General features: G+C 72.6%; 22 protein-coding genes. 17 read left to right on the forward strand and 5 right to left on the reverse strand.

Annotation, left to right across the window (positions count from 1 at the left end):
- The first annotated feature begins 12 nt into the window (after positions 1 to 12).
- Together metK and ACFXOM_RS12415 are read left to right on the forward strand one after the other, a co-directional pair.
- Positions 13 to 1,236, forward strand: coding sequence for a methionine adenosyltransferase (gene metK, locus ACFXOM_RS12410; RefSeq protein ID WP_384937991.1), 1,224 nt, complete (start codon positions 13 to 15; stop codon positions 1,234 to 1,236).
- Between the two features lie 113 nt (positions 1,237 to 1,349).
- The gene (locus ACFXOM_RS12415; RefSeq protein WP_384937988.1) at positions 1,350 to 3,494 is read left to right on the forward strand and encodes a primosomal protein N'; all 2,145 of its coding nucleotides are present in this window, start codon (positions 1,350 to 1,352) and stop codon (positions 3,492 to 3,494) included.
- Positions 3,495 to 3,677: 183 nt separating this feature from the next.
- Here the strand turns inward: ACFXOM_RS12415 and ACFXOM_RS12420 are convergent, their stop codons facing one another.
- Entirely contained in the window at positions 3,678 to 4,205 is a 528-nt protein-coding gene (locus tag ACFXOM_RS12420) for a hypothetical protein (protein WP_384937985.1), read from the reverse strand.
- A gap of 120 nt (positions 4,206 to 4,325) precedes the next feature.
- Between ACFXOM_RS12420 and ACFXOM_RS12425 the strand changes: the two genes are divergently transcribed.
- The 6 genes from ACFXOM_RS12425 (at position 4,326) to ACFXOM_RS12450 (ending at position 10,523) form a co-directional block, all read left to right on the forward strand.
- Positions 4,326 to 4,487 (forward strand): hypothetical protein, encoded by a 162-nt coding sequence (locus ACFXOM_RS12425; protein ID WP_384937982.1) that lies wholly within the window; start codon positions 4,326 to 4,328, stop codon positions 4,485 to 4,487.
- The gene (locus tag ACFXOM_RS12430; protein ID WP_384937979.1) at positions 4,484 to 5,356 is read left to right on the forward strand and encodes an RNA-guided endonuclease InsQ/TnpB family protein; all 873 of its coding nucleotides are present in this window, start codon (positions 4,484 to 4,486) and stop codon (positions 5,354 to 5,356) included. The genes ACFXOM_RS12425 and ACFXOM_RS12430 overlap by 4 nt, the downstream gene beginning before the upstream one ends.
- A 265-nt stretch (positions 5,357 to 5,621) precedes the next feature.
- Complete coding sequence (gene fmt / locus ACFXOM_RS12435; protein ID WP_384937976.1) at positions 5,622 to 6,554, forward strand: methionyl-tRNA formyltransferase; 933 nt, start codon at positions 5,622 to 5,624, stop codon at positions 6,552 to 6,554.
- A 158-nt stretch (positions 6,555 to 6,712) separates the two neighbouring features.
- On the forward strand, positions 6,713 to 8,146 hold the full coding sequence (locus ACFXOM_RS12440; protein ID WP_384937974.1) for an RsmB/NOP family class I SAM-dependent RNA methyltransferase: 1,434 nt from the start codon (positions 6,713 to 6,715) through the stop codon (positions 8,144 to 8,146).
- 571 nt (positions 8,147 to 8,717) lie between these two features.
- Positions 8,718 to 9,401 (forward strand): ribulose-phosphate 3-epimerase, encoded by a 684-nt coding sequence (rpe, locus tag ACFXOM_RS12445; protein WP_384937971.1) that lies wholly within the window; start codon positions 8,718 to 8,720, stop codon positions 9,399 to 9,401.
- Between the two features lie 75 nt (positions 9,402 to 9,476).
- Positions 9,477 to 10,523, forward strand: a complete 1,047-nt coding sequence (locus ACFXOM_RS12450; protein ID WP_384937969.1) for a sugar-binding transcriptional regulator — start codon at positions 9,477 to 9,479, stop codon at positions 10,521 to 10,523.
- 100 nt (positions 10,524 to 10,623) lie between these two features.
- Here the strand turns inward: ACFXOM_RS12450 and ACFXOM_RS12455 are convergent, their stop codons facing one another.
- Entirely contained in the window at positions 10,624 to 11,748 is a 1,125-nt protein-coding gene (locus tag ACFXOM_RS12455) for an amidohydrolase family protein (RefSeq protein WP_384947117.1), read from the reverse strand.
- On the reverse strand, positions 11,749 to 13,095 hold the full coding sequence (locus ACFXOM_RS12460) for a glutamine synthetase (RefSeq protein ID WP_385037826.1): 1,347 nt from the start codon (positions 13,093 to 13,095) through the stop codon (positions 11,749 to 11,751).
- Between the two features lie 141 nt (positions 13,096 to 13,236).
- Here ACFXOM_RS12460 and ACFXOM_RS12465 point away from each other — a divergent pair, with 141 nt between their 5' ends.
- Together ACFXOM_RS12465 and ACFXOM_RS12470 are read left to right on the forward strand one after the other, a co-directional pair.
- Positions 13,237 to 13,599, forward strand: a complete 363-nt coding sequence (locus ACFXOM_RS12465) for a barstar family protein (protein ID WP_384937961.1) — start codon at positions 13,237 to 13,239, stop codon at positions 13,597 to 13,599.
- A gap of 105 nt (positions 13,600 to 13,704) precedes the next feature.
- Complete coding sequence (locus ACFXOM_RS12470) at positions 13,705 to 15,147, forward strand: GuaB1 family IMP dehydrogenase-related protein (protein ID WP_385037881.1); 1,443 nt, start codon at positions 13,705 to 13,707, stop codon at positions 15,145 to 15,147.
- A gap of 494 nt (positions 15,148 to 15,641) precedes the next feature.
- Here ACFXOM_RS12470 and ACFXOM_RS12475 read toward each other — a convergent pair whose 3' ends face one another.
- Positions 15,642 to 16,667 (reverse strand): GDSL-type esterase/lipase family protein, encoded by a 1,026-nt coding sequence (locus ACFXOM_RS12475; RefSeq protein WP_384947114.1) that lies wholly within the window; start codon positions 16,665 to 16,667, stop codon positions 15,642 to 15,644.
- A 559-nt stretch (positions 16,668 to 17,226) separates the two neighbouring features.
- Between ACFXOM_RS12475 and ACFXOM_RS12480 the strand changes: the two genes are divergently transcribed.
- The 5 genes from ACFXOM_RS12480 (at position 17,227) to ACFXOM_RS12500 (ending at position 22,985) form a co-directional block, all read left to right on the forward strand.
- Complete coding sequence (locus ACFXOM_RS12480) at positions 17,227 to 19,983, forward strand: nitrate- and nitrite sensing domain-containing protein (protein ID WP_385037829.1); 2,757 nt, start codon at positions 17,227 to 17,229, stop codon at positions 19,981 to 19,983.
- Positions 19,976 to 20,437 (forward strand): roadblock/LC7 domain-containing protein, encoded by a 462-nt coding sequence (locus ACFXOM_RS12485; RefSeq protein WP_384937953.1) that lies wholly within the window; start codon positions 19,976 to 19,978, stop codon positions 20,435 to 20,437. The genes ACFXOM_RS12480 and ACFXOM_RS12485 overlap by 8 nt, the downstream gene beginning before the upstream one ends.
- On the forward strand, positions 20,434 to 20,802 hold the full coding sequence (locus ACFXOM_RS12490) for a DUF742 domain-containing protein (RefSeq protein WP_384937950.1): 369 nt from the start codon (positions 20,434 to 20,436) through the stop codon (positions 20,800 to 20,802). The genes ACFXOM_RS12485 and ACFXOM_RS12490 overlap by 4 nt, the downstream gene beginning before the upstream one ends.
- 244 nt (positions 20,803 to 21,046) lie before the next feature.
- Complete coding sequence (locus tag ACFXOM_RS12495; RefSeq protein WP_384937947.1) at positions 21,047 to 22,519, forward strand: amino acid permease; 1,473 nt, start codon at positions 21,047 to 21,049, stop codon at positions 22,517 to 22,519.
- A 10-nt stretch (positions 22,520 to 22,529) separates the two neighbouring features.
- Positions 22,530 to 22,985 carry an Lrp/AsnC family transcriptional regulator gene (locus ACFXOM_RS12500; protein WP_384937945.1) on the forward strand — a complete coding sequence of 152 codons (456 nt, stop codon included), beginning with the start codon at positions 22,530 to 22,532 and terminating at the stop codon, positions 22,983 to 22,985.
- A 3-nt stretch (positions 22,986 to 22,988) separates the two neighbouring features.
- On the opposite strand, the gene ACFXOM_RS12505 is transcribed toward ACFXOM_RS12500, so the two are convergent.
- Positions 22,989 to 23,531 carry a Repetin gene (locus tag ACFXOM_RS12505; RefSeq protein ID WP_384937942.1) on the reverse strand — a complete coding sequence of 181 codons (543 nt, stop codon included), beginning with the start codon at positions 23,529 to 23,531 and terminating at the stop codon, positions 22,989 to 22,991.
- A 276-nt stretch (positions 23,532 to 23,807) separates the two neighbouring features.
- Between ACFXOM_RS12505 and ACFXOM_RS12510 the strand changes: the two genes are divergently transcribed.
- Together ACFXOM_RS12510 and ACFXOM_RS12515 are read left to right on the forward strand one after the other, a co-directional pair.
- Positions 23,808 to 24,620 (forward strand): carbon-nitrogen hydrolase family protein, encoded by an 813-nt coding sequence (locus tag ACFXOM_RS12510; protein WP_384937939.1) that lies wholly within the window; start codon positions 23,808 to 23,810, stop codon positions 24,618 to 24,620.
- Between the two features lie 35 nt (positions 24,621 to 24,655).
- Entirely contained in the window at positions 24,656 to 26,362 is a 1,707-nt protein-coding gene (locus ACFXOM_RS12515) for a flavin monoamine oxidase family protein (RefSeq protein ID WP_384937936.1), read from the forward strand.
- The last annotated feature ends 226 nt before the right edge of the window (positions 26,363 to 26,588 follow it).

Consider the following 26,588-nt stretch of genomic DNA (forward strand, 5'->3'; position numbering starts at 1 on the left):
ACAGGGAGCGATGTGTCCCGCCGTCTGTTCACCTCGGAGTCCGTCACCGAGGGGCACCCCGACAAGATTGCTGACCAGATCAGCGACACCATTCTCGACGCACTCCTGCAGGAGGACCCCACCTCCCGCGTGGCCGTGGAGACCCTGATCACCACGGGTCTCGTGCACGTGGCCGGAGAGGTGACGACCAAGGCGTGGGCGGACATCCCCACGCTGGTGCGCAACAAGATCCTCGAGATCGGCTACGACTCCTCCAAGAAGGGCTTCGACGGCGCGTCCTGCGGCGTCTCGGTCTCCATCGGCTCGCAGTCGCCGGACATCGCACAGGGCGTCGACACGGCCTACGAGAGCCGGGTCGAGGGCTCCGCCGCGGGCAGGGACACCGACGAGCTGGACAAGCAGGGCGCCGGCGACCAGGGCCTGATGTTCGGGTACGCGTGCGACGAGACGCCCGAGCTCATGCCGCTGCCGATCTACCTCGCTCACCGACTCTCCCGCCGGCTCTCCGAGGTCCGCAAGAACGGGACCATCCCGTACCTGCGCCCGGACGGGAAGACCCAGGTCACCATCGAGTACGACGGGGACAAGGCGGTCCGCCTCGACACCGTCGTGGTGTCCTCGCAGCACGCGTCCGACATCGACCTCGATTCGCTGCTCGCGCCGGACATCCGCGAGTTCGTCGTCGAGCACGTGTTGAAGCAGCTGGTCGATGACGGCATCAAGCTGGACACCGAGGGCTACCGACTGCTGGTGAACCCGACCGGCCGCTTCGAGATCGGCGGCCCCATGGGTGACGCCGGCCTGACCGGCCGCAAGATCATCATCGACACCTACGGCGGTATGGCCCGTCACGGTGGCGGCGCCTTCTCCGGCAAGGACCCGTCCAAGGTCGACCGTTCCGCCGCGTACGCGATGCGTTGGGTTGCCAAGAACGTGGTGGCCGCGGGGCTCGCCTCCCGCTGTGAGGTCCAGGTCGCGTACGCGATCGGCAAGGCCGAGCCGGTCGGTCTCTTCGTCGAGACCTTCGGCACCGCCGCGATCGACACCGACAAGATCGAGCACGCCATCGCCGAGGTCTTCGACCTCCGTCCGGCCGCGATCATCCGCGACCTCGACCTGCTGCGCCCGATCTACGCCCAGACCGCGGCGTACGGCCACTTCGGCCGGGAGCTCCCGGACTTCACCTGGGAGCGCACCGACCGCGTGGAGGCGCTGCGCGCCGCCGCCGGCTTCTAGGGGAACGGCTGATCCACGACGGCCCCGGACCGCCTGGTCCGGGGCCGTCGCCGTGCCCGCCCGCGGCCGTCGCCGGAGTCCCGCTGTCCGTGGGGTCTGATAGGTATGGGGCTGTGAGCAGCGACGACGACCGGCCCCAGGAGCCCGTGGACGGCGGTCCCGAGCAGCTTGCGCTCATCCGGGAGACCGTGCGGAAGGCGAAGGTGCCGCGGGCCAAACCCCGCACGTGGCGTGGTGCGGCCCTGGCCAAGGAGCGGCCGGTGGCCCGGGTCGTCGTGAACAAGGGCGTGCTCCACCTCGACCAGTTCTTCGACTACGCCGTGCCCGAGGAGCTTGACGCGGCGGCCCAGCCGGGCGTGCGGGTCCGTGTGCGGTTCGGAGCGGGGGCGCACCAAGTGCGGGAGGGGCGCCGGGAGGGCGGACGTCTGATCGACGGGTTCGTCGTCGAGCGGCGCGCCGAGTCGGACTACCCGGGACCCCTGGCCGCGCTCGCCGACGTCGTCTCGGCAGAGCCCGTGCTCAGCCCGGAGCTGCTCACCTTGGCCCGGGCCGTCGCAGACCGCTACGCGGGCAGCCTGGCCGACGTCCTGCAGCTCGCGGTGCCGCCCCGGAGCGCCCGCGCAGAGGCAAGGCCGTCCCCCGAGCCGCTGCCGCCGCCAGCGCCGCCCGAGGCGGGTAGTTGGGGGCGGTACGCCCGTGGTCCGGCGTTCCTGCAATCGCTGGCCGGCGGCGGTGCGCCACGAGCCGTGTGGACCGCGCTGCCGGGACCGCACTGGGCCGAGGAGCTGGCGCGGGCCGTGGCCGCGGCCCTGGCGTCCGGCCGGGGCGCCCTGGTGGTCCTGCCCGACGGGCGGGCGGTCGCACGGGTCGACGCGGCCCTCACCGGGCTGCTCGGCGAGGGCCGGCACGCAGTGCTGACCGCCGAGGCGGGGCCCGAGAAGCGTTACGGGCAGTGGCTCGCCGTACGGCGAGGCTCACGCCGGGCGGTGATCGGTACCCGGGCCGCGATGTTCGCGCCCGTGGCGGACCTCGGGCTGGTCGCGATATGGGACGACGGCGACACCAGCCACAGCGAGCAGCACGCTCCGCTCCCGCACGCGCGCGAGGTGCTGCTGCTCCGTGCGGCACACGACCGGTGCGCCTTCCTGCTCGGCGGTACGAGCTGCACGGTCGAGGCCGCCCAGCTCGTCGAGACGGGCTGGGCGCGGCTGTTGGCCGCCGACCGGGAGCAGGTGCGCCGTGCTGCACCGCTGGTCCGCACCGTCGGGGACGGGGAGCTCGCCAGGGACGAAGCGGCACGGGCCGCCCGGCTTCCGACACTGGCCTGGCAGACGGTGCGGGACGGCCTGCGGTCGGGGCCGGTCCTGGTCCAGGTGCCCCGACGCGGCTACGTGCCCAGGCTGGCCTGCGAACGCTGCCGCGAACCCGCGCGGTGCGGGCACTGCTCCGGCCCTGTGGAGGCGTCCGGCCAGCGGGACCTGAGGTGCGGCTGGTGCGGCCGGGACGCCACGGCGTGGCACTGCCCGGAGTGCGGTTCCGTCAGGCTGCGCGCCCAGGTCGTGGGGGCCCGGCGCACCGCGGAGGAGCTGGGCCGGGCCTTCCCCGCGGTCCCCGTGCGCACGTCCGGGCGGGACCACGTGCTGGACTCGGTGCCCGCGCACCCCGCGCTGGTGGTCAGCACGCCGGGCGCCGAGCCGGTCGCGGACGGCGGGTACGCGGCGGCGCTGCTCCTGGACGGCTGGGCGATGCTCGCCCGCCCCGACCTCCGGGCGGGCGAGGAGGCGCTCAGGCGCTGGATGGACGCGGCATCGCTGGTGAGGGGCCAGGCGGAGGGCGGGAGGGTCGTGGTGGTCGCGGAGCCGACGCTGAGGCCGGTGCAGGCACTGGTGCGTTGGGACCCGGTGGGTCACGCCCAGCGGGAGCTGGCCGAGCGTGCCGAGCTGGGTTTCCCGCCGGTGTCCCGGATGGCGGCGGTGACGGGGCGTCCGGACGCGGTGACCGCGTTCCTGGCCGGTGCGGAGCTACCCGCGGACGCCGAGGTGTTGGGGCCCGTGCCCTTGCCTCCGGTGGAGCCCGGTCGGCCGCGCAGGTCCGGTGACCCCCCGCCGGGTGAGCGTTGGGAGCGCGCGCTCTTGCGGGTGCCGCCGGGGAGCGGCGCGACGCTGGCCGCCGCCCTCAAGGCGGCCCAGGCATCCCGCCTCGCCCGTGGCGGCGGCGATCCCCTGCGGATCCGGATCGACCCTCCGGACATCGGCTGACGTCCCGTCCGCCGGCCGGGTCCGGTCGCGCCGGGGGTGCCGGCCGGCGCCTCGTCGTCCCCGACGCGTGGTGCCGGTCTCCCCGTGGTCTGCGGGCGGACGACGTCGTACCGTCAGCCGGCGTGCACGGATCCGCCCCGGCGCACCACGGGGGAAAGCGCGCCGGGGCGGCCGGGCGGGAGGTCAGCCGTTGCGCGGGCCGGGGAATGCGCTCGGCCGGACCTCCTCGCGTACCGGATGGACGCTCGGCGTCGGCTGCGGCGGCATGGAACGTGCGGCGGGGACCGCGGGCGCCACGGGCAGGGTGCGCGTCGCGCCCGGCTCCGCCACAGGGACGGGCTCGGCGCCACCGGGCTGCGGCGTGGTCCGCCGGGACCCGTAGCGACGGTGCACCGCCTGCTTCGTGACGCCGAGTGCCGAGCCCACCGCGTCCCATGAGAAGCCCAGGGATCGGTCGAAGTCCACCGCCGCGGTCACCAACGTCTCGACGCTGTCCCGCAGTTCCTGGGCCAGGCGGACGGTAGGGGCGGGAGCCCTGCCGTACACGACGAAGCCCGTGGAGGGACCGGAGCGACGTGGGCGGTACACGTTGCCCAACTGGGCCGTGAGCGTACGCAGAGCGTCCACCTGCCGGCGGACCCGCTCGATGTCCCGCACCAACAGATGCAGGCTTGCTCGGGCTTGGGCGTCGTGGGTTGCGTGGTCGGCCATCAGATCTCCTAGCAAGGGGACCACCGACTTGGGCCGGTGGGGGATTGCTTTGCAGCGCTGTTCTGACCTCGGCTGTGTGCACGGGTCCGCAGCGCATCGCGAAGTGGTAGCGCCTTGGTTGTGGCGAGAGGCGATCGTCGGGAGTCGCTGAACCTACGCGTCCCACCGGACGTCAAGCGGCGGTTCGAGGTACGCGCCGAGCGCGTGGACACCTCGATCAACGTCGCCGTCTGCGTGCTCCTCCCCGAGGGACTCCGCGCCGAGCGGAGGCGCGAGCGGTGATCCGCGCGTACACGTTCCTCCTGCGGCCCACCGAGAGCCGGGCGGCGGCGCCGGGCGAGATGCTGCGGGATCACTGCTCGCTGTACAACGGCGCGCTCCAGGAACGCCGGGACGCCTACCGGCACGCATCGAAGACGAGCATCACTCACGGGGGCCGGTCCGCCCAGCTCAAGGACGTCCGCGCGTTCGACCCCGAGCGCCGGGGCCGCTGGTCGTTCTCCGGCCGGCAGGCCACCCTGCGCCGCCTCGACGAGGCGTTCCAGGCGTTCTTCCGCCGCGTCAAGGCCGGGCGGACGCCTGGCTACCCGCACTTCGAGGGTATCGGCCACTTTGACACCGTGACCGTCCCCGGGGACGGCGACGGCTGCCGCTGGGACTCCACCCCCCACGATCCCGTCGCCCGCGTGCGCCTCCGAGGCATCGGGCACATCCGCGTGCACCGGCACCGCCGCGTGCGCGGCCGGAGCAGGACGATCAGCGTGAAGCGCGAAGGCAACCGTCGGCACACCGTCCTGGTCTGCGACGACGTACCCGCCGACAATCCCGGGCCCGACCTCGAGACCGACGGCGCGTTCCCGGTGAACGGCGCCGCCAAAGCCGGGCTCAACCGCGTTGCCCTCGAAGCGGGTTGGGGGGTGTTCCTCGCGATCCTCGCCGACAAGGCTGAAAGCGCCGGTCGGACCGTCCTCGCCGTGGACCCCCGCAACACCTCCCGCACGTGCCCGTCGTGCGGGCACACCGCGAAGGAGAACCGGGCCGGCCAAGCACAGTTCCCGTGCACGGCGTGCGGGTTCACGGCGAACGCGGACCACGTCGGAGCAACGAACGTCCCCGACAGGGCCGGGCCGGCCTTCTGCGACGTGGCCTAGCCACCGACCCAGGAAGCCCGCGCGCCTACGCGTGGGTGGAGTCACGAACAAGCCTCTCGAACCGGCGTTGTCAGGGGCTGGACCGCGTCGGGGCGGCCCGTTTCGGTCAATCTGTCTTGACCAACGCTCTACTGGGCGTTCTGGTCACGGTGCAGGTGTGTGAGGGCATATGCGCGGGGGCTCGCTGCTGTCCGTGCGCCCCCCGCCGCCGAGCCAAATAGACTGGTGCGTCGCGCTTCCCCGGCACACAGAGCGAGGTATTCCCGTGAAACTTGTCTTCGCAGGCACCCCCGAGGTCGCCGTACCCGCCCTGGACGCCCTGATCGCCTCGGACCGGCACGAGGTCGCGGCCGTCGTCACCCGGCCCGACGCCCCCGCGGGCCGCGGCCGTCGGCTGGTCGCCAGCCCGGTCGCACAACGAGCCGAGGAGGCCGGGATCGAGGTGCTCAAGCCGGTCAAGCCGCGCGACGAGGACTTCCTCGCCCGGCTGCGCGAGATCGCGCCGGACTGCTGCCCGGTCGTCGCGTACGGGGCTCTGCTGCCCCGCGTCGCCCTGGACGTTCCCGTCCACGGCTGGGTCAACCTGCACTTCTCGCTGCTGCCCGCGTGGCGCGGCGCCGCACCCGTGCAGCACGCGATCCTGGCGGGCGACGAGATGACGGGCGCGTCCACCTTCCAGATCGAGGAGGGGCTGGACTCCGGGCCGGTCTACGGGGTGATCACCGAGCACGTGCGGTCCACCGACACCAGCGGTGACCTGCTCACCCGCCTCGCCTTCGCGGGTGCGGGGCTGCTCGCCGCGACGATGGACGGCGTCGAGGACGGCACGCTCAAGGCCGTCCCGCAGCCCGCCGAAGGAGTCACCCAAGCCCCGAAGATCACCGTGGAGGACGCCCACGTCGACTGGTCCGCACCCGCGCTGCGCGTGGACCGCGTCGTCCGCGGCTGTACCCCCGCGCCGGGGGCCTGGACCGTGTTCCGCGGGGAGCGGCTGAAGCTGGTCTCGGTGAAACTGCTCCCGGACAGCACGGAACTGTCGCCCGGCCGGCTCGTCGCCGGCAAGAACAACGTCTACGCCGGGACCGGCTCGCACGCCGTCGAGCTGTTGTGGGTGCAGCCCCAGGGCAAGAAGCCGATGCGCGCGGCGGACTGGGCACGCGGGGTACGGATCGTCCAGGGGGAGAGGCTCGGCGTCTAGGCTCGCGTCCGGTGGCCGGGGACGCCTCGGTGCGCGCGACTCCCGGCGCCGTCCCGCACGCTGCGGCCGCGGGCGCCCGCCGCACGGACGAGGGCCGGGACTCTCCCGAGCAGGGACTACGCTGAGGGGGTTCGACCCTTTCGAAACGCGGAGCACCTTTGAGCGAGCAGAGCCGTCGCCGTCCCCACAAGCCCTACCGCCGCCCGAAGAAGGACCCCGTGCGGATCCTCGCCTTCGACGCGCTACGGGCGGTCGACGAGCGGGACGCGTACGCCAACCTCGTACTGCCCCCGCTGCTGCGCAAGGCGCGTGAGCAGGGCGACTTCGACAGCCGTGACGCGGCGCTCGCCACCGAACTGGTCTACGGCACGCTACGCCGCCAGGGCACGTACGACGCGATCATCGCCAGTTGCATCGACCGTCCGCTGCGCGAAGTCGACCCGCCCGTGCTGGACGTGCTCTCGCTCGGTGCCCACCAGTTGCTGGGCACCCGCATCCCGACCCACGCCGCGGTGTCGGCCAGTGTGGAACTGGCCCGCGTGGTGCTCGGTGACGGCCGGGCGAAGTTCGTCAACGCCGTGCTGCGCAAGGTCTCCCAGAACGACCTCGACGGCTGGCTGGAGCGCGTCGCACCACCCTACGAACAGGATGCGGAAGACCACCTCGCCGTGGTGCACTCCCACCCCCGGTGGGTCGTCTCCGCGCTGTGGGACGCGCTGGGTGGCGGCCGGGCCGGGATCGAGGACCTGCTGGAAGCCGACAACGACCGGCCGGAGGTGACGCTGGTCGCCCGTCCCGGGCGGTCCACCCGGGACGAACTGCTCGACCTGCTCGGCGAGGACTCCGGACTGCCGGGCCGCTGGTCGCCTTACGCCGTGCGACTTGCGGAGGGCGGCGAGCCGGGCGCGCTGGGCCCCGTCCGCGAGGGCCGCGCCGGTGTCCAGGACGAGGGAAGCCAGCTGGTGGCGATCGCCCTGGCCAACGCGCCGCTGGACGGACCTGACGCACGCTGGCTCGACGGCTGCGCGGGGCCCGGTGGCAAGGCCGCCCTGCTGGGCGCGCTGGCCGCCGAGCGCGGCGCCGCCCTGCTGGCCGCCGAGAAGCAGCCGCACCGGGCCCGGCTGGTGGAGAGGGCGTTGGCCGGCAACCCCGGTCCGTACCTGGTCGTCACCGCGGACGGCACGCGACCGCCGTGGCGGCCCGGATCGTTCGACCGGGTCCTGGTCGACGTCCCCTGCTCGGGTCTCGGTGCCCTGCGCCGCCGCCCCGAGGCACGGTGGCGGCGCAGGCCCGAGGACCTCGACGGTTTCGCCCCGCTCCAGCGTTCCCTGCTGCGCGAGGCGCTGAAGGCGGTCCGGGTCGGCGGTGTCGTCGGCTACGCGACCTGCTCGCCGCACCTCGCCGAGACCCGGGTGGTCGTGGAGGACGTCCTGAAGGGGCGTGGTGGCGCCCCCGCCGCGGCCGAGTGGATCGACGCCCGCCCCCTGATGACGGGCGTCCCGTCGCTCGGCGAGGGGCCCGACGTACAGCTCTGGCCACATCTGCACGGCACGGACGCGATGTACCTGGCGTTGCTGCGGCGTACCGCCTGACGGCTGCCGACGCCGGGCGGTACGGACTGCCCGGGGGCACCGCGCCCGTGGCGGGCGCGGCGGGGCCGCCCGCGCCGCATGCCGCCGTCGAGGGTGACAAGGACGATCCCGTCGGGTGTCGGGCCTCGGGTGTCGGGCGGCCGGCACGCCGTCGACCCGGACCGCGAGGTCCTGGGGGCCGCCGCGGACGCGGTTCCTCCGACGTGCTCCGGCCTCGGCGCAGCCGCCGGGAACCGGGCGGTGAAGGCCCTGCGGCGCATGGGGGCGCCCCTCCCGCGCGCGGCCCGGTCGCACCTCCGGCATCGGTGGGGCGCGTGGTCGGGGTCCGGCGGCCAGGTCGTCGCGAGGGCTGAGCCCCCGGACCGGCGGGGGCTGGACCCGACCGGTGGGGGCTGGACCCCGGACCGGTGGAGGACCGGGCCCCTGCCCAGTGGCGTGCGGGCGACCGGGCCCGGAAAAATGCCGGGATCGCACCGTCTGCGGGGATCCCGGCGTGCGTCCGGGCCGGGGGCCGCTCCCTTCGTCACCCACCGGGGCGGGGAAGCGGGCGGGAGCATGGCAGTCTTGGCACATGGCCCAGATCAATCCCAGCATCCTGTCCGCCGACTTCGCCCGGCTCGCCGAGGAGGCACAGGCCGTCGAAGGCGCCGACTGGCTCCACGTCGACGTCATGGACAACCACTTCGTGCCGAATCTGACGCTGGGCGTCCCGATCGTCGAATCGCTCAGCCGCGCCACCGGCACGCCGCTGGACTGCCATCTGATGATCGAGGACCCGGACCGTTGGGCGCCGCAGTACGTGGAGGCCGGCGCGGGCTCGGTGACCTTCCACGTCGAGGCCGCGGCCGCGCCCGTGCGGCTGGCGCGCGAGATCCGGGCCAAGGGTGCGCGCGCCGCGATGGCGCTCAAGCCCGCCACCCCCATCGAGCCCTACGAGGACCTGCTCCCCGAGCTCGACATGCTGCTGATCATGACCGTGGAGCCGGGCTTCGGCGGTCAGGCGTTCCTGGACATCATGCTCCCCAAGATCCGCCGTACCCGGGAGCTGATCAACAAGCACGGCCTGGAGTTGTGGCTGCAGGTCGACGGCGGAGTCTCGGAGGCCACCATCGAGCAGTGCGCCCAGGCGGGCGCCGACGTCTTCGTCGCGGGATCGGCCGTGTACGGGGCCGAGGACCCGTCCGAGGCGGTCCGCTCGCTCCGTGCCAAGGCGGACCTGACCATCGCCTCGGCACCCTGGGCGTGCAACCACTGAGCCACGCTTAAGTGAACGGAGCCCGACTGGGCTGATCAACGATCCCGGGATCTGACAGGATGACGGTTCCGGAGTGTGAACAGCAGTGAGGAGATCGCGGTGTCTGCTATGTCGGCGGGACGGTCGGCCCTGCGGATGGGACCCGCGGAGCTGGTGCAGGCGGCGGCCATGGCCCGACGCTTCTACCTGGAGGGAAAGTCCAAGATCCAGATCGCGGAGGAGTTCGGCGTCAGCCGCTTCAAGGTCGCCCGCGTCCTGGAGACCGCCCTCGAGCGCGACCTGGTGCGGATCGAGATCCGCGTCCCCGCCGAGCTGGACGCGGAGCGCTCCGACGCGCTCCGCGCACGCTACGGCCTGCGGCACGCGGTCGTCGTCGAATCCCCGGCCGAGGGCGAGGACGAGTCCCCCGACCCGGAGAACCTCGGCGAGACCGCCGCGGACCTGCTCGGCGAGCTGGTGACCGAGGGCGATGTGCTCGGCCTCGCCTGGGGGCGTTCGACCATCCACATGGCTGCCGCGTTGGACCGGCTGCCGCCGTGCACGGTCGTCCAGCTCACCGGTGTGTACGACGCCGGGACCGCCGAGCGCGGCTCGGTGGAGGCGGTGCGGCGTGCCGCCCAGGTTTCGGGCGGCGAAGCCCACCCCATCTACGCACCGATGCTGCTGCCGGACCCGGCGACGGCAGCCGCCCTGCGGAACCAGACGGGCATCGCCCGGGCCTTCGAGTACTTCGACAAGGTGACCGTCGCCTGCGTCTCGATCGGCTCCTGGGAGCCGGGCATCTCGACGGTGCACGACATGTTGACCGACGAGGAGCGTGCACACTACGCGTCGCTCGGCGTGGCGGCGGAGATGTCGGCGCATCTCTTCGACGCGGACGGCCGCCGGGTCGGCCGCGACCTGGGTGAACGGTGCATCACGGTGGAGGCCGACCGGCTGCGCCGGATCCCGGAGGTCGTTGCCATCGCGGGCGGCCAGCGCAAGGCGGCGGCGATCGGTGCGGTGCTCAGGTCCGGACTGGTGACCAGTCTGGTGACCGACATGGCCGCGGCGGACTACCTGCTGACGGAGACGGGCCCGGGACCGCGCCCGGCACTGGACCGGGCCGACCCCGACGACTGACGCCGCCCGCCCGCCTCGAGGCCGTGGCCGGCGGTCGGCCCTGCGCCCGTGCCCCGGCGTCCGAGCGGTCACCGACCGGGCGCCCGGTCGTGCCCCGGCTTCACGGCGCGGCGGCCGGCTCCAGGCGGTAGAGGCGCCGTGCGTTCCCCGCGGCCAGGAGCTCCGCCACGCGTCCTGCGTCCTCCTGCGACCAGGCACCGGACGACGTCCAGTCGTCCAGGAGACGGCCCAGCGCCTCGGCGAAGACCCGCGCGCCCACGACGTAGAGCTCGGGGAGCCCGAAGGCGTCGCTGGAGTAGAGCATCTTGCCGAACGGGGTGAGTTCCAGCGCCTCGGCGAGTACGGCGGCGGCCCGGGCCCCCGTGTGGGACAGGGCCAGCCCCACGTCCGCGTACACGTGCGGAAAGACGTTGGCAAGGTAGGCCGCGTGGCGGTGGTACGGGTAGCCGTGCAACAGCACCAGCGGGCAGCCGTAGGGTCCGACCGCCCGGATGAAGTCGGTGAGCAGGAGCGGGTCGCAACGGTCGAGCCGCAGGTCGGGGTCACCGAATCCGGTGTGGAGCTGCAGCGGCAGACCCGTGCGCACCGCCGACCACAGTAGGTGGCGCAGCAGCACGGGATCCGTGATCCGCCCACCCGGCCCACGGGACTCCAGCCAGCGCGAAGCCGCACCGAGCACGTCCCCGGTCGGCGGCGGATCGGGGTGCAGGCCCAGGCCGTGGCGGTACGCGGCGATCGACTTGAACCCCGTCGCGGTGGCCGCGGAAGCCGCGACCACCCTGTCGAAGACGGCGACGAACGCCTCGGCGTCCGGTTCCGCGTCCGCCGTACGCTCGGCCAGCGACTCCAGCCGCACGATCGTGCCCGCCCTGGCCCCGCCGAGCTCCGCCAGCTCTCCGGGGCCCGTGAGGTCGCCGGGCAGCCCGGTGTCGACGAGGTACGTGCCGGTGCCGCTCGCCCCCAGCAGCAGCCGCGTCGCCTCCATCGCACCGAGCTCCCGTCGGCGCGCCAGGTAGCTGTCGGGAGGGCAGTGGGCCTCCAATCCGAGCAGTGGGGGGCACCAGCGCCGCACCGCGAAGCCCAGCTGGGTGTCGAAGAAGCTGGTTCCCGGGGCGGCCGGGGCGTCGGACTCGGTCAGGTACGAGGTGAATTCCTCGTCGTCGGGACCGTGGCGCAGCACCCCGTGGCAGTGGTGGTCGACGAGGGAGGGCAACGCGGGCGCCATTCAGTACCGTCCGCGCGTCGCGTCGGCGATCTCCTGAGGGGTCTTCCCCTCGAAGAGCTCGGCCTCCGCCCGGCGCACAGCGACGACCGCGTCGAACAGGGCGTCGCCCAACGCCTCCCGCAGCACCTCCGAGCGGCCGAAGTGTTCCACGGCCTCCGGTAGCGATCTCGGCAGCCGCGGTGGTGCCGGGGTCCCGCTCCCCGCCGCCGGGTCGCCCTGGACGGGCGGCGGCAGGGAGGCCTTCCTTTCGAGGCCCGCCAGGCCCGCGGCGATGACCGCACCCGTGACCAGGTACGGGTTGGCCGCCGCGTCGAAGCACTTGACCTCCGCGTTCGCGCCGTTCGGGTCGTCCGGGGCGCCGGTGATGAAGCGCAGCGCCGCCTCGCGGTTCTCCAGGCCCCAGCATTGGAACGCCCCCGCCCAGCGGGAGGGTTCCAGCCGCAGGTAGCTCGCCGGGGTCGGCGCGCCGATGGCGAGCAGCGCGGGCAGGGCGTCGAGCACGCCGGCCAGGAACGCCTCGCACGCACTGGTCATCCCGAAGGGGCCGTCGCCGTCCCGGCACAGGTTGTGGTCCTCCCGCCACAGGCTCAGGTGCAGGTGCCCGCCGTTGCCGACGCCGCCGGCCGTCACCGCCGGCCCGAACAGCGCCGTGAGGCCGTGGCGCAGGGACACGGCGCGGATCGTCTCGCGGACGAGGACGGCGAGGTCCGCCGCGCCCACCGGGTCCGACGGGGCGACCGACACCTCGAACTGCCCTGCGGCGTACTCCGGGTGGATCTGCAGCACGTCGACGCCCTGGGACACCAGGGTGCGCATCAGCTCCCGCACGTAGTCGGAGAGCTCGACCACCCGCGCCATCCCGTATGCCGGTCCGGTGCACGGGACCGCTCCGTCGCGCAGCACGGTCCATTCGGTCTCGAAACCCATCCGCAGGTCGACCGCCTGGGCCGCGGCCCGTTCGGCCATGCGCCGAGCGAACAGGCGTTGGCAGGCGGCGTACGGCTCTCCCTGCTGGTCGTACCGGTCGACCGGGGCCCACGCCCAGCCCGGTTGCGCCGAGAGGACGGTCAGCCGTTCGAGGTCGGGGACGAGTCTCAAGTCGCCGTCGGGACCGCCGATGTGGGAGCTGGTGGTGATCGAGTCGTCCACGAGGTAGACGTCGAACACGGGAGACATGCCGACGCCGCGCGTGGCGGCTTGGGGCAGCCGGCCGGCGGGGACGGTCTTGACCCGGGTGAGGCCTGCGACGTCCACCCAGGTCAGGGCCACGCCGTGGACGTTCTCGGCCATCAGGCGGGCGGATTCCTGGCGGGCGCGCTCTGTGTCGTCACTGTGCTGCACGGGCATTGCCTACCCCTCGGGCACCGACTTCACCACCTTCACCACGCGACCGTGGGCGTGCCGCATGGCCGCCACGCGTGGAGGGGAGGTCTACTACGGAGGGTTCCGGTACGCAGGACCAACGACGAGACGTCAGGAGGTGTGCCGATGCGGAACGACCCCCTCGCGCCGCTGTTCGGCGCGGCTGCCGGTCGGAACATCACGGTGCTCGACCTCCACGGCGTCGTGGACAAGGTCGCCTTCATGGACCGGTGTGCGGTCGACCTCGGGCTCCCGGCGTGGTTCGGGCGCAACTGGGACGCGCTCGCGGACTGCCTCACGGACCTGCCCGGCGAGCAGGGCGCGCTCGTCCTGGTCCACCGCTGGCAGGGGTACGCGGCAGCCCGCCCCGACGAGTGGGGGACCGCCCAGGACGTTTTCGCCCGAGCGGTCGACACGATGCCGGGACGGCTCGTGGTGTTGATCGCTCTTGGAGGATCCGACGAGGGCACGTTGCGAGGTCCTGGATAATCGACCCGGGCGGTTCGAGCTCCCTGCCGTGGGAGAATGAAGTACGTGCGTCTTCCCCGGCTGTACTGCCCGGGGGTCACTCCGATCGACTGGGATGTTCTGCACGTGCGTTTCCTCAATGACCTCAAGCCGCCGTACGACCTGACGTACGACGATGTGTTCATGGTGCCGAGCCGCTCGGCCGTGGGCTCCCGCCAGGGCGTCGACCTCGCCTCCCCGGACGGATCGGGGACCACGATCCCGCTGATCGTCGCCAACATGACCGCGATCGCAGGCCGCCGGATGGCCGAGACCGTGGCCCGCCGGGGCGGCCTCGTCGTCATCCCGCAGGACATTCCGATCGAGGTCGTCACCGAGGTCGTCTCCTGGGTGAAGACGCGCCACCTCGTACTCGACACCCCCATCGTGCTGACCCCCCACCAGACCGTCGCCGACGCGCTGTCCCTGCTGCCGAAGCGGGCGCACGGTGCCGGGGTCGTCGTCGACGCGGAGCACCGGCCGGTGGGCATCGTCACCGAGCACGACCTGTCCGGGGTGGACCGCTTCACCCAGCTGTCCGAGGTCATGTCCAAGGACCTGCTGCGGATCGACGCGGACATCGAGCCGCGCGAGGCGTTCATCACGCTCGACAACGCCAACCGCAAGATCGCTCCTGCCGTGGACCGCGACGGCAGGCTGGCGGGCGTGCTGACCCGCAAGGGTGCCCTGCGCGCCACGCTCTACACCCCGGCGACCGACGCCGGCGGCAGGCTGCGGATCGCCGCCGCCGTCGGGATCAACGGCGACGTCGCGGGCAAGGCCAAGCAGCTCCTCGACGCGGGTGTGGACACCCTCGTCGTGGACACGGCCCACGGCCACCAGGAATCCATGATCTCGGCGATCAGGGCCGTCCGCGGTCTCGACCCGCAGGTGCCCGTCGCCGCGGGCAACATCGTCGCCGCCGAGGGCGTCAGGGACCTCGTCGAGGCGGGCGCGGACATCATCAAGGTCGGTGTGGGTCCGGGCGCCATGTGCACCACCCGCATGATGACCGGCGTGGGCCGTCCGCAGTTCTCCGCCGTGCTGGAGTGCGCCGCCGAGGCGAAGAAGTTCGGCAAGCACGTGTGGGCGGACGGCGGTGTCCGCCATCCCCGCGACGTCGCCATGGCGCTCGCCGCGGGCGCGTCCAACGTGATGGTCGGCTCCTGGTTCGCCGGCACGTACGAGTCTCCCGGTGACCTTCAGCAGACCGCCGACGGGCGGCTCTACAAGGAGTCCTTCGGCATGGCGTCCGCCAGGGCGGTCCGCAACCGCACGAGCGAGGAGTCGTCGTACGACCGGGCGCGCAAGGCCCTGTTCGAGGAGGGCATCTCCACCTCGCGGATGTTCCTCGACCCGGCCCGGCCGGGCGTCGAGGACCTGATCGACTCGATCATCGCGGGCGTCCGTTCCTCCTGCACCTACGCCGGCGCCGGCTCGCTGGAGGAGTTCGCCGAGAAGGCCGTCGTGGGCGTACAGAGCGCCGCCGGATACGCCGAGGGCAAGCCGCTGCACGCCAGCTGGAGCTAGGGCGTGTTGCGAAAGCAGCTCCGTCCGCCCTGGTAGGACCCGCAACGGCCCGTGGGCACGCTGGGCCGTTGCCGTTGCCGTTGCCGTTGCCGTTGCCGTTGCCGTCCGCCGGTCCGGGGACCACGCTGCTTGAGGTCCTTCCGGCACGGTCGGCGGCCCGCCCGGGGGTTTCCCGCCCGGGCCGGACGGTCGTCCGGTCGTGCTCGCGCAGCGTGCTGCCGGAGAGGTGCGCCGGTCGCCTCGACCGCTCGGGGACGACCCCGGCTGCCCGGAGGGTGGTGACCGGTCGGCGCCGGGCGTGCGGCCCCCGGTGGTCGTCGAGCACGGCACGGCGGCATCCAGGCCGTCCCCTCGGTGCCTCTGATCCCGGTGGGCATCGACCGCCGGGATCAGAACGACCAGGTGCGCCGGAGACGGTGACTGGTGGTCAGTGCGAAGCCCGCCCCGACGCAACGTGCCGTCAGCTCCGTTCGGGCCGGCCGCGACCGGCCCGCTCAGGCTGCGATCCGGCAGGTCCGTCCGGTGAACCCCGCGGTCCGCACGGCGTCCGCGACCGCCGCCGCGATCAGGGCGTGCCCTGCGTCGTTGGGGTGCAGCCCGTCCGCCAGGTGCCCGGCCGTCAGCAGGTCGAGCCCCGACAACAGCGCCAACCGTCCGTCCCCCGCAGCCACCAGTCCCCGGACGGCGTCCTCCATCGCCGTGCGCAAGTCGGCGAGGGTGGCGCCGAGGGGGTTCTCCGTCGATTCGGCCTCCGGGCGCAGCACGGGGGACAGCAACAGCAGGGGAGTGTCCGGATGCCCCCGGCGCACGAGCGTGATGAAGGCGCGGACCGTCTCGTAGAGCAGGGGCGCGCTGTACGGGGTGCGGGACCAGCAGTTGGTGCCGAAGGCGAGGGTGACCAGGTCGCCGGGGAGGCCCGCCAGGTGCTGTGCGACGGCGAGTTCGCCGCGCGCCCCGCCCGCGTAGCCGAGGTTGACGGTCTCCAGACCGAGGGTCCGGCCCGCCGTGGCGGGCCAGCTGTGCGCGGGACGCGTGGACCACCAGCCCTCCGTGATGGAGTCGCCGTGGACCAGCCAGCGGGGCCGGGCCGGGGCGGGGGCCAGGTGTCCGCCGACGCCCCGCAGGCCGAGGATCACCGGAGCCTGCGACTCGGGCGGATGGATCGTGAACGGGCCTTCCCCGGGCGGCAGCCCGATCGTCACCGTCGCCTCCTCGGCCGGTTCGGTGAATGACTCGTGCACGCACCGGTCGCCCTGCCACAGGGCGAAGCAGTGCGCGATGTCGCGTAGGGCGTCGGTCGCCCCCGGTACCTCGGCGCGGTAGCGCAGCTCGATCGCCCGCGCGGCGCCGGGCGAGGTGAACTCGACCTGCATGCCGATCGGCAGTGCGGCGCGCTCGCAGGTGTCCCACGGCAGTCCCGCCATGTCCGCCGGATCGGCCCGCACCGCACGCCGGCCGTCCCACCAGGCCACCCCGCGCAGGAAGGGGCGGGGGTCGAGCCAGCTCGTCTCGGGCGTCACGTCGCGCCTCCGATCGTCGGGTACGGAGACTTAGGTGCTACCCCGATGCGGACATTTCTGTCCCGTCACGTCCCCGGTTCCGCGACGGCGCCCGCATCGGACGGCCCCGGGCGCGGCGGCGGTCGCCCCCGGCATCGGTCCCGGTGCCGGCGGCCGTTCCTCCGTCGAAGCCTGCGGGCTCCCGGTCGGAGGGTCCGGGCAGCGACGACGCGCACGGTCCCCGGTGTCGCGTCCGGGTGGGGACGCGCCGGGGCGACCCCGCGTCGTGCGGCGGGGCGGAGGCCCCACCCGCGGCCACGCATCGGGAGGGGCCGCGACCACCGCTCCACCGGCCGATGGGGCGCCGAGGAGTGGCCGGATCGGTACGATGCACCATGCCGTCCGTGGCTTCCGCGGTGTGCTCCGGCAGGTCTGCCGGGGTGCCCGTGGACGAGTGGGGTCGCCCCGATGGGGTTACCGGCGGGAGCATTGCGCCACGCAGGAGGGATCGCGTAGCTTGACTGCCCCTACCGCGTGGTAACCGCCGCTGGCCGGTTGTCCCGATCGCCCTGGGGAGTTCATGCGCCGGCGTTTGCGCTATCCCACGATCCGTGGCCGGATCGTGGCCCTGACCGTCCTGCCGGTCGTCGCCCTGATGACGCTGTGGAGCTTCGCCATGGTGTCGGTCACGGGGGACCTGCGAGCCCTGATCCGGCTCCAGAGCGTCTACGAGGCGTTCGGCACCCCCGTGGACACGGCCGTCGGACAGATCCAGATCGAGCGGAGGATGACCGCCGCATACCTGGGAGCCGGACCGCGCGCTGGTGCGGCCACCGCCGGGCTCCTGGAACAGCAGCGCGCGACGGACCGCGCGGTGGACGCCATGCGCAAGGCGGTCGGCGACGAGGAGATGCGCGAGGAACTCTCCGACCGGCAGCGGCAGTCACTGGACACCATGGTCGGCGCGGCCTCGCGGCTGGAGCGACTGCGGGGACAGGTCGTCGACAGGTCGGTCACCTGGAACCAGGCCGTCGACGCGTACACCGCGATCATCGAGCCGACCTTTGACGTCCAGTCCCAGCTCACGGCGCTGCAAGCGGGGCAGCTCGCGCGCGAGGCACAGGTCGTGGTGGAGCTGGTGCGGGTACGGGAGTTCGTGTCACGGGAGGACGCGCTCGTGGCCGGAGCGCGCGCCGCCCGCCGACTCACCGACGCCCAGTACGACACGCTCACCGCCACCATCGAGGACCGGCGCGTCTTCCACCGCACCTACGTGGCCGACCTCCCGGAGGACTCCCGCGCGCTCTTCCGCGACTTCGAACGCGGCGCCGAGTACCGTGCGCTGACCACCGGCGAGGACGCCCTGCTGCGCGCGGGTGCCTCCGGCGCGGGCAGGGCCATGGCGACCGAGTCGTGGCGGACGACGACGGACCGGGCCGTCCAGCGCTACATGCTGCTGTGCACCGATGCGGCCCTCAACGCGGCGGAGCGGGGCCGGGCCTTCGCCTACCGGGAGATGGTCAAGGCGGCGGTCGTCGGCGTCGTCGGGCTCGTCGCGGTCGTGTTGTCCATCTGGCTCTCGGTCAGTGCGGGCCGGCGCATCGCGCGGCGGCTGGTGGCGCTCCGGGACGCCGCGGACGTACTGGCGACCCGGCAGCTTCCCGACGTCATGGAACGGCTCGGGGCGGGCGAGGCAGTCGACGCCGCCGTGGAAGCGCCTCCGATCGACTTCGGCGACGACGACCGCGAACCGGACGAGATCGCCCAGGTCGGACACGCGCTGAACACGGCCCGCCGCGCAGCCGTGGAAGCCGCGGTCAAGCAGGCGACGCTGCGGCGCGGCATCTTCGCCGTGCTGCTGAACATCGCCCGTCGCAACCAGGCACTCGTGCACCGTCAGGCGAAGCTGGTCGACACGCTGGAACGCCGGACCACCGACCCCGACACCCTCGAGGACCTCTTCCGGATCGACCATCTGACGACCCGCATGCGCCGTCATGCGGAGGGGCTGATCATCCTCTCGGGCGCCGCACCGGGGCGGCGCTGGCGCAAGCCGGTCCCCCTGGTCGACGTCGTGGCCGCGGCTGTCGGCGAGATCGAGGACTACACCCGTGTCGTCGTCCCACCGATGCCCGCCGTGGGCGTGGCCGCCGAAGCGGTGGCCGACGTGGTGCACCTGGTGGCCGAGCTCGTGGAGAACGCGACCGTGTTCTCCCCGCCGCACACCCAGGTGACGATGCGCACCGGGGCCGCCCGCAACGGTTTCGTCCTGGAGGTCGACGACCGCGGCCTCGGTATGGACAGTGAGGAACTCGCCCTCGCGCAGCGGACCCTGGCCCACCCGGGCGACTTCGATCCGGTCCAGGACGAACGCCTGGGCCTGTACATCGTGGGGCGGCTCGCGGCGCGGCACGGCATCACCGTCACGCTCACCCGCTCTCCGTACGGGGGTACCACCGCGGTCGTGCTGCTGCCGAACGCGATCACCGAACCGGTCGAGTCGCGGGACGGGTCGCCGGTCGAGGCACGGGACGGGTCGCAACCGGACACCGTGCCCCAGCCGGCACCGGCCGCTCCCCCGGTCCTCCTGCCCGAGCACGGTCGGCCGGACCCGCGGCCGGTGGCGGGCGGAGCGGTCATTCGCGCCCTGCCCGTACGGGGACGGCGGCGGGCGGGGGACTCCCCGTACGGCGACGGGGCGGAGCAGCACCGCGCTGCGGGCGACGGACCCGAGGCCGCGGCATCGCCCGGCGAAGCGGACGACGGCGTCCCGGTGCCCCGGGTGCCGACCAGCCCCACCCGTAGCTCCTCGCCTCCGGGCGTTCCCCGCGGGAAGGCCGCCGAGCCGGCGGGCACGGGCGACGGGGCCGCCGGCCGACCGGGCGGCGGCCCCACCACGGGCGGTGTTCCGGAGGCCGGACCGCGTGCCGCGGGACGACCGGACGGCGCAGAGGGCGACGCCGCGGCTCCCGGCCCACCCGGGCTCCCCGTGAGGACGCGGCAGACTGCCCCCACGGAGGCGCAGCAGGACCCTCCGGCGAGGTCCGGTGCGTCGAGCGGGTCCGGTGCGTCGGGCTCGGCCGGCACGCCGTCTCCGGATTCCGGTTCCCGCGCAGGGGCCCTGCCCACCCGGGTGCGCCAGGCATCCCTCGCCGCGCCCCTGCGGGAGGAGCCGGTCGAGCCGGCACAGGACCGCCCCAGCCGGGAGGTCAGCCCCGAGGAGATGCGCGCCATCTTCGGCGCGTTCCAACGAGGCCTCGACCGGGGCCGCAACGCCGATCCGGAACAGGCCGGGGGCTTCCGCACCAACGAGGAAGGGACGGGCCACGATGGCTGACCCGAACGACAGAGACCACACCGGCGATGCCGACCACACCCCCGCGGGCGACCTCGGTTGGCTGCTGGACGACCTGCTGGCGCGGACGGACCACGTCCGGCAGGCGGTGCTGCTGACCTCCGACGGCCTGGTCACCTGTGCTTCCCGTGGGATGCCCGCGCGTGACATCGAGCATCTCTCCGCCGTGTGCGCGGGATTCCACAGCCTGGCCAAGGAAACGGGTTCCCGCTTCGCAGCCGGGAAGGTCCGGCAGACCATGGTCATGCTCGACGGCGCGTACCTGTTCATCACCCCGGCGGGCGACGGCAGCAGGCTCGCCGTCCTCAGCGACATCGAGACCGACGTCGGGCAGCTGGCCCATGAGATGTCACTTCTGGTCAAGCGGGTCGGTCGGCACCTGGCCGTGCCCGTGCGCTCGGTCTCCGAGGCGAGGCCGTCGACTCCTAGCCCGTGAGCGACCACTGGTACGAGGAGGACACCGGGTCGATGGTGCGGCCCTACACCGTGACCCGGGGCCGGACCCGGCCTGCCGCAGAGCACCACGTCGATCTGATGTCCCTGGTCACGGCGGTGGAATGGGACCGGCCCACCCCGCAGCTCGACCACGCCCGCAGCGCGCTGCTGGAGCTGGTCCGCCGAGGTGCGCGCCCGGTCGCGGAGGTCGCCGCCGACGCCGATCTGCCCCTCACGGTGGTCCGGGTGTTGGTCGTCGACCTGGTCGAAGCCGGACTGGTCCGCGTGTCGGCGCCGACCGGTCCGCAGGGAGTGCGCGACCCCCTCCTCCTCAGGGAGATCGCCGACCGACTGCGCGAACTCTGAACGCTTTTGCGCAGCTGTGCAACGTTCCTCCGTGGCATCCGGAACCACGCAACGATCTTGCGCTGGTGCGCAAAGCTCGTCCATTACGAGCGGGAACGCCTGCCTCGTAAGGTCCTCGCTGTACGTGGAGTGGCGGGGACCGTCTGCTCGGCGGTTCCCCGCGCTCAGGGCTGCTCAGCCATGCCCGCGCACGGGCCGCCGCGGTCGCCGCCCTCGATAGGCAGCGATAAGGAGCCTCCCCAAAGTGTTGGACAACGGCGCAGCGCCCCCCGTCACTCCCCAACAGGACGCCACCGTCCCGGCCGCCGGCCTCGGTGGCCGCCTGATGCGCCGCAAGCCGGTCGAGCAGCTCGTCGCCGAGGGCGGCCAGGGCGAAGGCGGCAGTCTGCGCCGTTCGCTGACGATGTGGCAGCTGACGATGATCAGCATTGGCGCCACCCTCGGCACCGGGATCTTCGTCGTGCTGGGCGAAGCCACCCCGCTGGCCGGCCCGGCCGTGGCGATATCGTTCGTCGTCGCCGGACTCACCGCCCTGTTCTCCGCACTGTCGTACGCCGAACTGGCCGGCGCGGTCCCGGTTTCGGGCTCTTCCTACTCGTACGCCTACGCGACGATGGGCGAGCTCATCGCCTGGATCTGCGGCTGGTGCCTGGTGCTGGAGTACGGGGTGTCGGTCGCGGCCGTCGCGGTCGGCTGGGGCGAGTACCTCAACGAACTGCTGGACGGCACGATCGGCGTGACCATCCCCGAAGCGGTTTCGGCGCCGATCGGGGAGGGCGGCTTCATCAACCTTCCCGCGCTGGTCGTCGTGTTGCTCTCCATGGTCTTCCTGATGGGCGGCGCCAAGGAGAGCGCCCGAGTGAACTCGATCATGGTCGGCGTCAAGATCGTGACGCTGGTGCTGTTCATCGGCATCGGCTTCATGGGGATCAAGGCGGGCAACTACACCCCGCTCGCCCCGCTCGGCGTCTCCGGCATCAGCGCTGCTGCGGCCTCGCTCTTCTTCTCCTACATCGGCTTCGACGCCGCGTCCACCGCCGGCGAGGAGGCGAAGGACCCGAAGCGGGACCTGCCGCGCGCGATCATGCTGTCGCTGTTCATCGTCACCGGGCTCTACTGCCTCGTCGCCCTGGTCGCCGTCGGAGCCATGCCGTGGAAGGACTTCGCGGGAACCGAGGCTGCGCTCGCCCAGATCATGAAGGACGTCACGGGTCAGAGCTTCTGGGGCGTCGTCCTGGCCGCGGGTGCGGTCATCGCCATCGCCAGCGTCGTGTTCGCCGTGCTCTACGGCCAGACCCGCATCCTCTTCGCGATGTCCCGCGACGGCCTGGTGCCCAAGGTGTTCGCCAAGGTGGACGGCCGCACCGGCGCCCCGAAGGCCAACACGGTGATCGTCTCCCTGTTCTGCGGCGCCCTCGCCGCCTTCATCCCGCTGGGCGAGTTGGCCAATGCCACCAGCATCGGCACCCTCTTCGCGTTCGGCCTGGTCAATGTCGCCGTGATCATCCTGCGCTACAAGCGGCCCGACATGAACCGCACCTTCAGGGTGATGCTCTTCCCGGTCACGCCGGTCCTGGGCTTCGCCTTCTGCGCGTACATGATGTTCAGCCTGCCGCCCGTCACGTGGATGTGGTTCGGTGGCTGGATGGCCGCCGGGCTCGTGTTCTACTTCCTGTACGGCCTGCGCCGCTCCCGACTGGCAACAGCAGAGAAGTGATCCACCCCCTGTGCGACTGAACGATCTCGACGAACGCATCGTCCACGCCCTCGCCGAGGACGCCCGCCGTTCCTACGCCGACATCGGTTCGCTCGTCGGCCTGTCCGCGCCCGCCGTCAAGCGGCGCGTGGACAGGCTGCGGGCCGAGGGAGCCATCACCGGCTTCACCGTCCGGGTCGACCCCGCCGCCATGGGCTGGGAGACCGAGGGCTACATCGAGATCTACTGCCGCAGCAACACCTCGCCCGAATCGATCAAGCGCGGCCTCGAGCGGTACCCGGAAGTCGTGTCCGCCTCCACCGTCACCGGGGAGGCGGACGCGATCGTCCAGGTCTTCGCCGCCGACATGCGCCACTTCGAGCACGTGCTGGAACGGATCGCCGGCGAGCCCTACGTGGAGCGCACGAAGTCCGTTCTGGTGCTGTCCCCGCTGCTCAGGCGGTTCTCGTCGGGCTCGCCCGGCTGACCGTCAGGGCGTCGGGTACTCCGGGTGCCACGGCAGGACCGCGAAGTCGCCCGTGCCCGCCTTCACGATCTCGAAGGGGGCCGAGCCCAGGCACCTGGGAACGTCCTCGATGTCCTGCCCGGTGGCCCAGCTGTAGCCGAGGCGGTCGTGCCCGCCCCGGTCGTGGACGGTGACGCCGACCCGCTTGCCCTTGAAGGGCGTGTCCGAGTCGGTGACGACCCCCGTCACCACGGCCACCTTCCCCCCGGTCATCAGGCAGTCGACCTTCGCCTTCGCCCAGCCCCCCTTGCCGTTCACGTAGTGGCTGAAGCGGAAGGTCCCGTAGGCCTTCTCCGGGTCCTTGTTGTCCTTCGCGGCGAGATGGGCGTCGAAGGAGAACGTGATGTCGTCGCCTGCCGGGCGGTACAGCTTGGCCGTGCCGGTCAGGGAGGCGGCCTCCCGGGTGCTTCCTCCGTCGCCATCCCCCGAGGCGGCGGCGGAGCCCACGGCACCGGCGCTGATCAGTAGGGCCGCGGTGAGTGCGGCGACCTTCGTGCGACCGTTCATGCGAGCGTCCTTTCCGGAGGTGATCGGGCACGCACCACTGTTCCGCGCGGGGGTCCGCCGGACATCGCTCCCGGGGGCCGATCCATCTCCGCCGCCCGGCGGGGCGCCGATGGGCCCCGGGGAGGACCCGGACGCAACGAATCACCGCCGGGCAGGCCATCCGCGCAATGGATCGGCACGCGGAACGCAACGGTCTCGCCTTGTCCGGGCCGATCGCCGGAACGTACCTTTTCAACGTCGTCCCGACACCCCCGCCACCCTTCCCGAGGTCCGCCCATGCCGCCGCTGCGCACCGCCCTGCTCCAGAGCTCCGGGACACCCGGCGACGTCGCGAAGAACCTCGAGATCCTCGACAGCCACGCCGCCCGTGCCGCAGCCTCGGGAGCGGGGCTCCTCGTCTGCCCCGAGATGTTCCTCACGGGCTACGCCATCGGCGCCGACGTGCCGCGGCTGGCCGAGCCGGCCGGCGGCGACTCCGCCCGGGCCGTCGCGGAGATCGCCCGTCGCCACCGGATCGCCGTCTTCTACGGCTATCCCGAGCGCGGCACCGGCGCCGAGGACGGGCTGGTGTACAACGCCGCTCAGCTCATCGGCCCCGACGGCACCCGCCGTGCCAACTACCGCAAGACCCACCTCTTCGGCTGCTTCGAGCAGCGGTGGTTCACGCCGGGCGACGAGCCGGTCGTCCAGGCCGACCTCGGCGGCCTCCGCATCGGGATCGTGATCTGCTACGACGTCGAATTCCCCGAGAACGTCCGCGCCCACGGCCTCGCCGGGACCGATCTGCTGCTCGCGCCGACCGCGCTGATGCACCCGTTCCAGTTCGTCGCCGAGAAGCTCGTCCCGGTGCGTGCCTTCGAGAACCAGATGTACATCGCGTACGTCAACCGGGCCGGCCGTGAGCGCGAGTTCGACTTCGTCGGACTGAGCTGCCTCGCCGGCCCGGACGGAGTCACGAGGGCCCGCGCGGGCCACGGCGAGGAGATGGTGATCGCCGACGCCGACCCGGAAGCGCTCGCAGCCTCGCGCGCCGTCAACACCTACCTGCGCGACCGCCGGCCAGGCCTGTACGAGTCGCTCGCCCGCTAGCCCTCTCGCCCCGCCAGACCAGGAGCAACACCCCCATGACGTCCACGGTGCCCACCTCCGTCCCGCACACCGACGCGCAGCCGCCGATCACCATGTTCGGGCCGGACTTCCCGTTCGCCTACGACGACTTCCTCGCCCACCCGGCGGGCCTCGGCCAGGTGCCCGCGACCGAGCACGGCACCGAGATCGCCGTCATCGGCGGCGGACTCTCCGGCATCATCGCGGCCTACGAACTGATGAAGATGGGGCTCAAGCCGGTCGTCTACGAGGCGGACCGGATCGGCGGACGACTGCGCACGGTCGGCTTCGACGGATGCGACCCCTCGCTGACCGCGGAGATGGGCGCGATGCGCTTCCCGCCCTCCTCGACCGCGCTACAGCACTACATCGACCTGGTGGGCCTGGAGACGAAGCCGTTCCCCAACCCGCTGGCCGAGGCCACCCCGTCGACCGTGGTGGACCTCAAGGGCGAGTCGCACTACGCGGAGACCATCGACGACCTGCCACAGGTCTACCGCGACGTCATGAACGCGTGGAACGCCTGCCTGGAAGAGGGTGCGGACTTCTCCGACATGAACCGCGCCCTGCGCGAGCGTGACGTCCCGCGCATCCGCGAGATCTGGGCGAAGCTCGTCGAAAAGCTCGACAACCAGACCTTCTACGGCTTCCTCTGCGACTCCGAGGCCTTCAAGTCCTTCCGGCACCGCGAGATCTTCGGCCAGGTCGGCTTCGGTACCGGCGGCTGGGACACCGACTTCCCGAACTCCATCCTGGAGATCCTCCGAGTCGTCTACACCGAGGCCGACGACCACCACCGCGGCATCGTCGGCGGCTCGCAGCAACTGCCGCTGCGGCTGTGGGACCGCGAGCCCAGGAAGATCGTCCACTGGGCGCAGGGAACCTCGCTCGCGACGCTGCACGACGGAGCGCCGCGGCCCGCGGTGACGCGCCTGCACCGCACCGCCGGTAACCGCATCACCGTCACCGATGCTTCGGGCGACATCCGCACCTACGCCGCGGCCATCTTCACCGCGCAGTCCTGGATGCTGCTGTCGAAGATCGCTTGCGACGACTCGCTCTTCCCCATCGACCACTGGACCGCGATGGAGCGGACGCACTACATGGAGTCGTCCAAGCTGTTCGTGCCGGTCGACCGGCCGTTCTGGCTGGACAAGGCCGTCGACGACAAGGGGAACCCGACGGACCGTGACGTCATGTCGATGACGCTCACCGACCGCATGACGCGCGGCACGTACCTCCTCGACGACGGCCCCGACAAGCCGGCCGTCATCTGCCTCTCCTACACGTGGTGCGACGACAGCCTCAAGTGGCTGCCGCTGTCCGCGAACGAGCGCATGGAGGTCATGCTCAAGTCCCTCGGCGAGATCTACCCGAACGTCGACATCCGGAAGCACATCATCGGCAACCCGGTGACCGTCTCCTGGGAGAACGAGCCCTACTTCATGGGTGCGTTCAAGGCCAACCTGCCGGGCCACTACCGGTACCAGCGCCGTCTGTTCACCCACTTCATGCAGGACCGGCTGCCCGCGGACAAGCGCGGCATCTTCCTCGCGGGCGACGACATCTCCTGGACCGCCGGCTGGGCCGAGGGAGCCGTCCAGACGGCACTCAACGCGGTGTGGGGTGTGATGCACCACTTCGGCGGTGCCACCGACGGCACCAACCCCGGCCCCGGCGACCTGTTCGACGAGATCGCCCCCGTGGAGCTTCCCGAGGACTGAGGCGCCCGCCGGGCCCGGGTCCGGCCCCCAACGAACCCCCGCCGCCTGCCGCGATCCGGTCGGCCCCGGGTGGTCGCACCAGCCGCCGCCGGCCGGACACCCCGGCCGGCGGCGGCTCCGCACGCGGGCGGAGCCCGCCGGTGCGCCCTCGTGCACCACCGCCGCCCCGCGTACCGCCCGGTCACCCGGGTCGGCCCGTCCTGGGCCGGATGCCGCGAGGATCACC

This window comes from Streptomyces sp. NPDC059169, assembly GCF_042755225.1.
Lineage (GTDB): Bacteria > Actinomycetota > Actinomycetes > Streptomycetales > Streptomycetaceae > Streptomyces.

Excerpts from the sequence above, each read along its gene's own strand:
- ACFXOM_RS12420 (WP_384937985.1), bottom strand. The coding sequence starts at position 4,205 with ATGGCCGACCACGCAACCCACGACGCCCAAGCCCGAGCAAGCCTGCAT.
- rpe (WP_384937971.1), top strand. The coding sequence starts at position 8,718 with ATGGCCCAGATCAATCCCAGCATCCTGTCCGCCGACTTCGCCCGGCTC.
- ACFXOM_RS12455 (WP_384947117.1), bottom strand. The coding sequence starts at position 11,748 with ATGGCGCCCGCGTTGCCCTCCCTCGTCGACCACCACTGCCACGGGGTG.
- ACFXOM_RS12460 (WP_385037826.1), bottom strand. The coding sequence starts at position 13,095 with ATGCCCGTGCAGCACAGTGACGACACAGAGCGCGCCCGCCAGGAATCC.
- ACFXOM_RS12465 (WP_384937961.1), top strand. The coding sequence starts at position 13,237 with ATGCGGAACGACCCCCTCGCGCCGCTGTTCGGCGCGGCTGCCGGTCGG.
- ACFXOM_RS12480 (WP_385037829.1), top strand. The coding sequence starts at position 17,227 with ATGCGCCGGCGTTTGCGCTATCCCACGATCCGTGGCCGGATCGTGGCC.
- ACFXOM_RS12485 (WP_384937953.1), top strand. The coding sequence starts at position 19,976 with ATGGCTGACCCGAACGACAGAGACCACACCGGCGATGCCGACCACACC.
- ACFXOM_RS12505 (WP_384937942.1), bottom strand. The coding sequence starts at position 23,531 with ATGAACGGTCGCACGAAGGTCGCCGCACTCACCGCGGCCCTACTGATC.
- ACFXOM_RS12510 (WP_384937939.1), top strand. The coding sequence starts at position 23,808 with ATGCCGCCGCTGCGCACCGCCCTGCTCCAGAGCTCCGGGACACCCGGC.
- ACFXOM_RS12515 (WP_384937936.1), top strand. The coding sequence starts at position 24,656 with ATGACGTCCACGGTGCCCACCTCCGTCCCGCACACCGACGCGCAGCCG.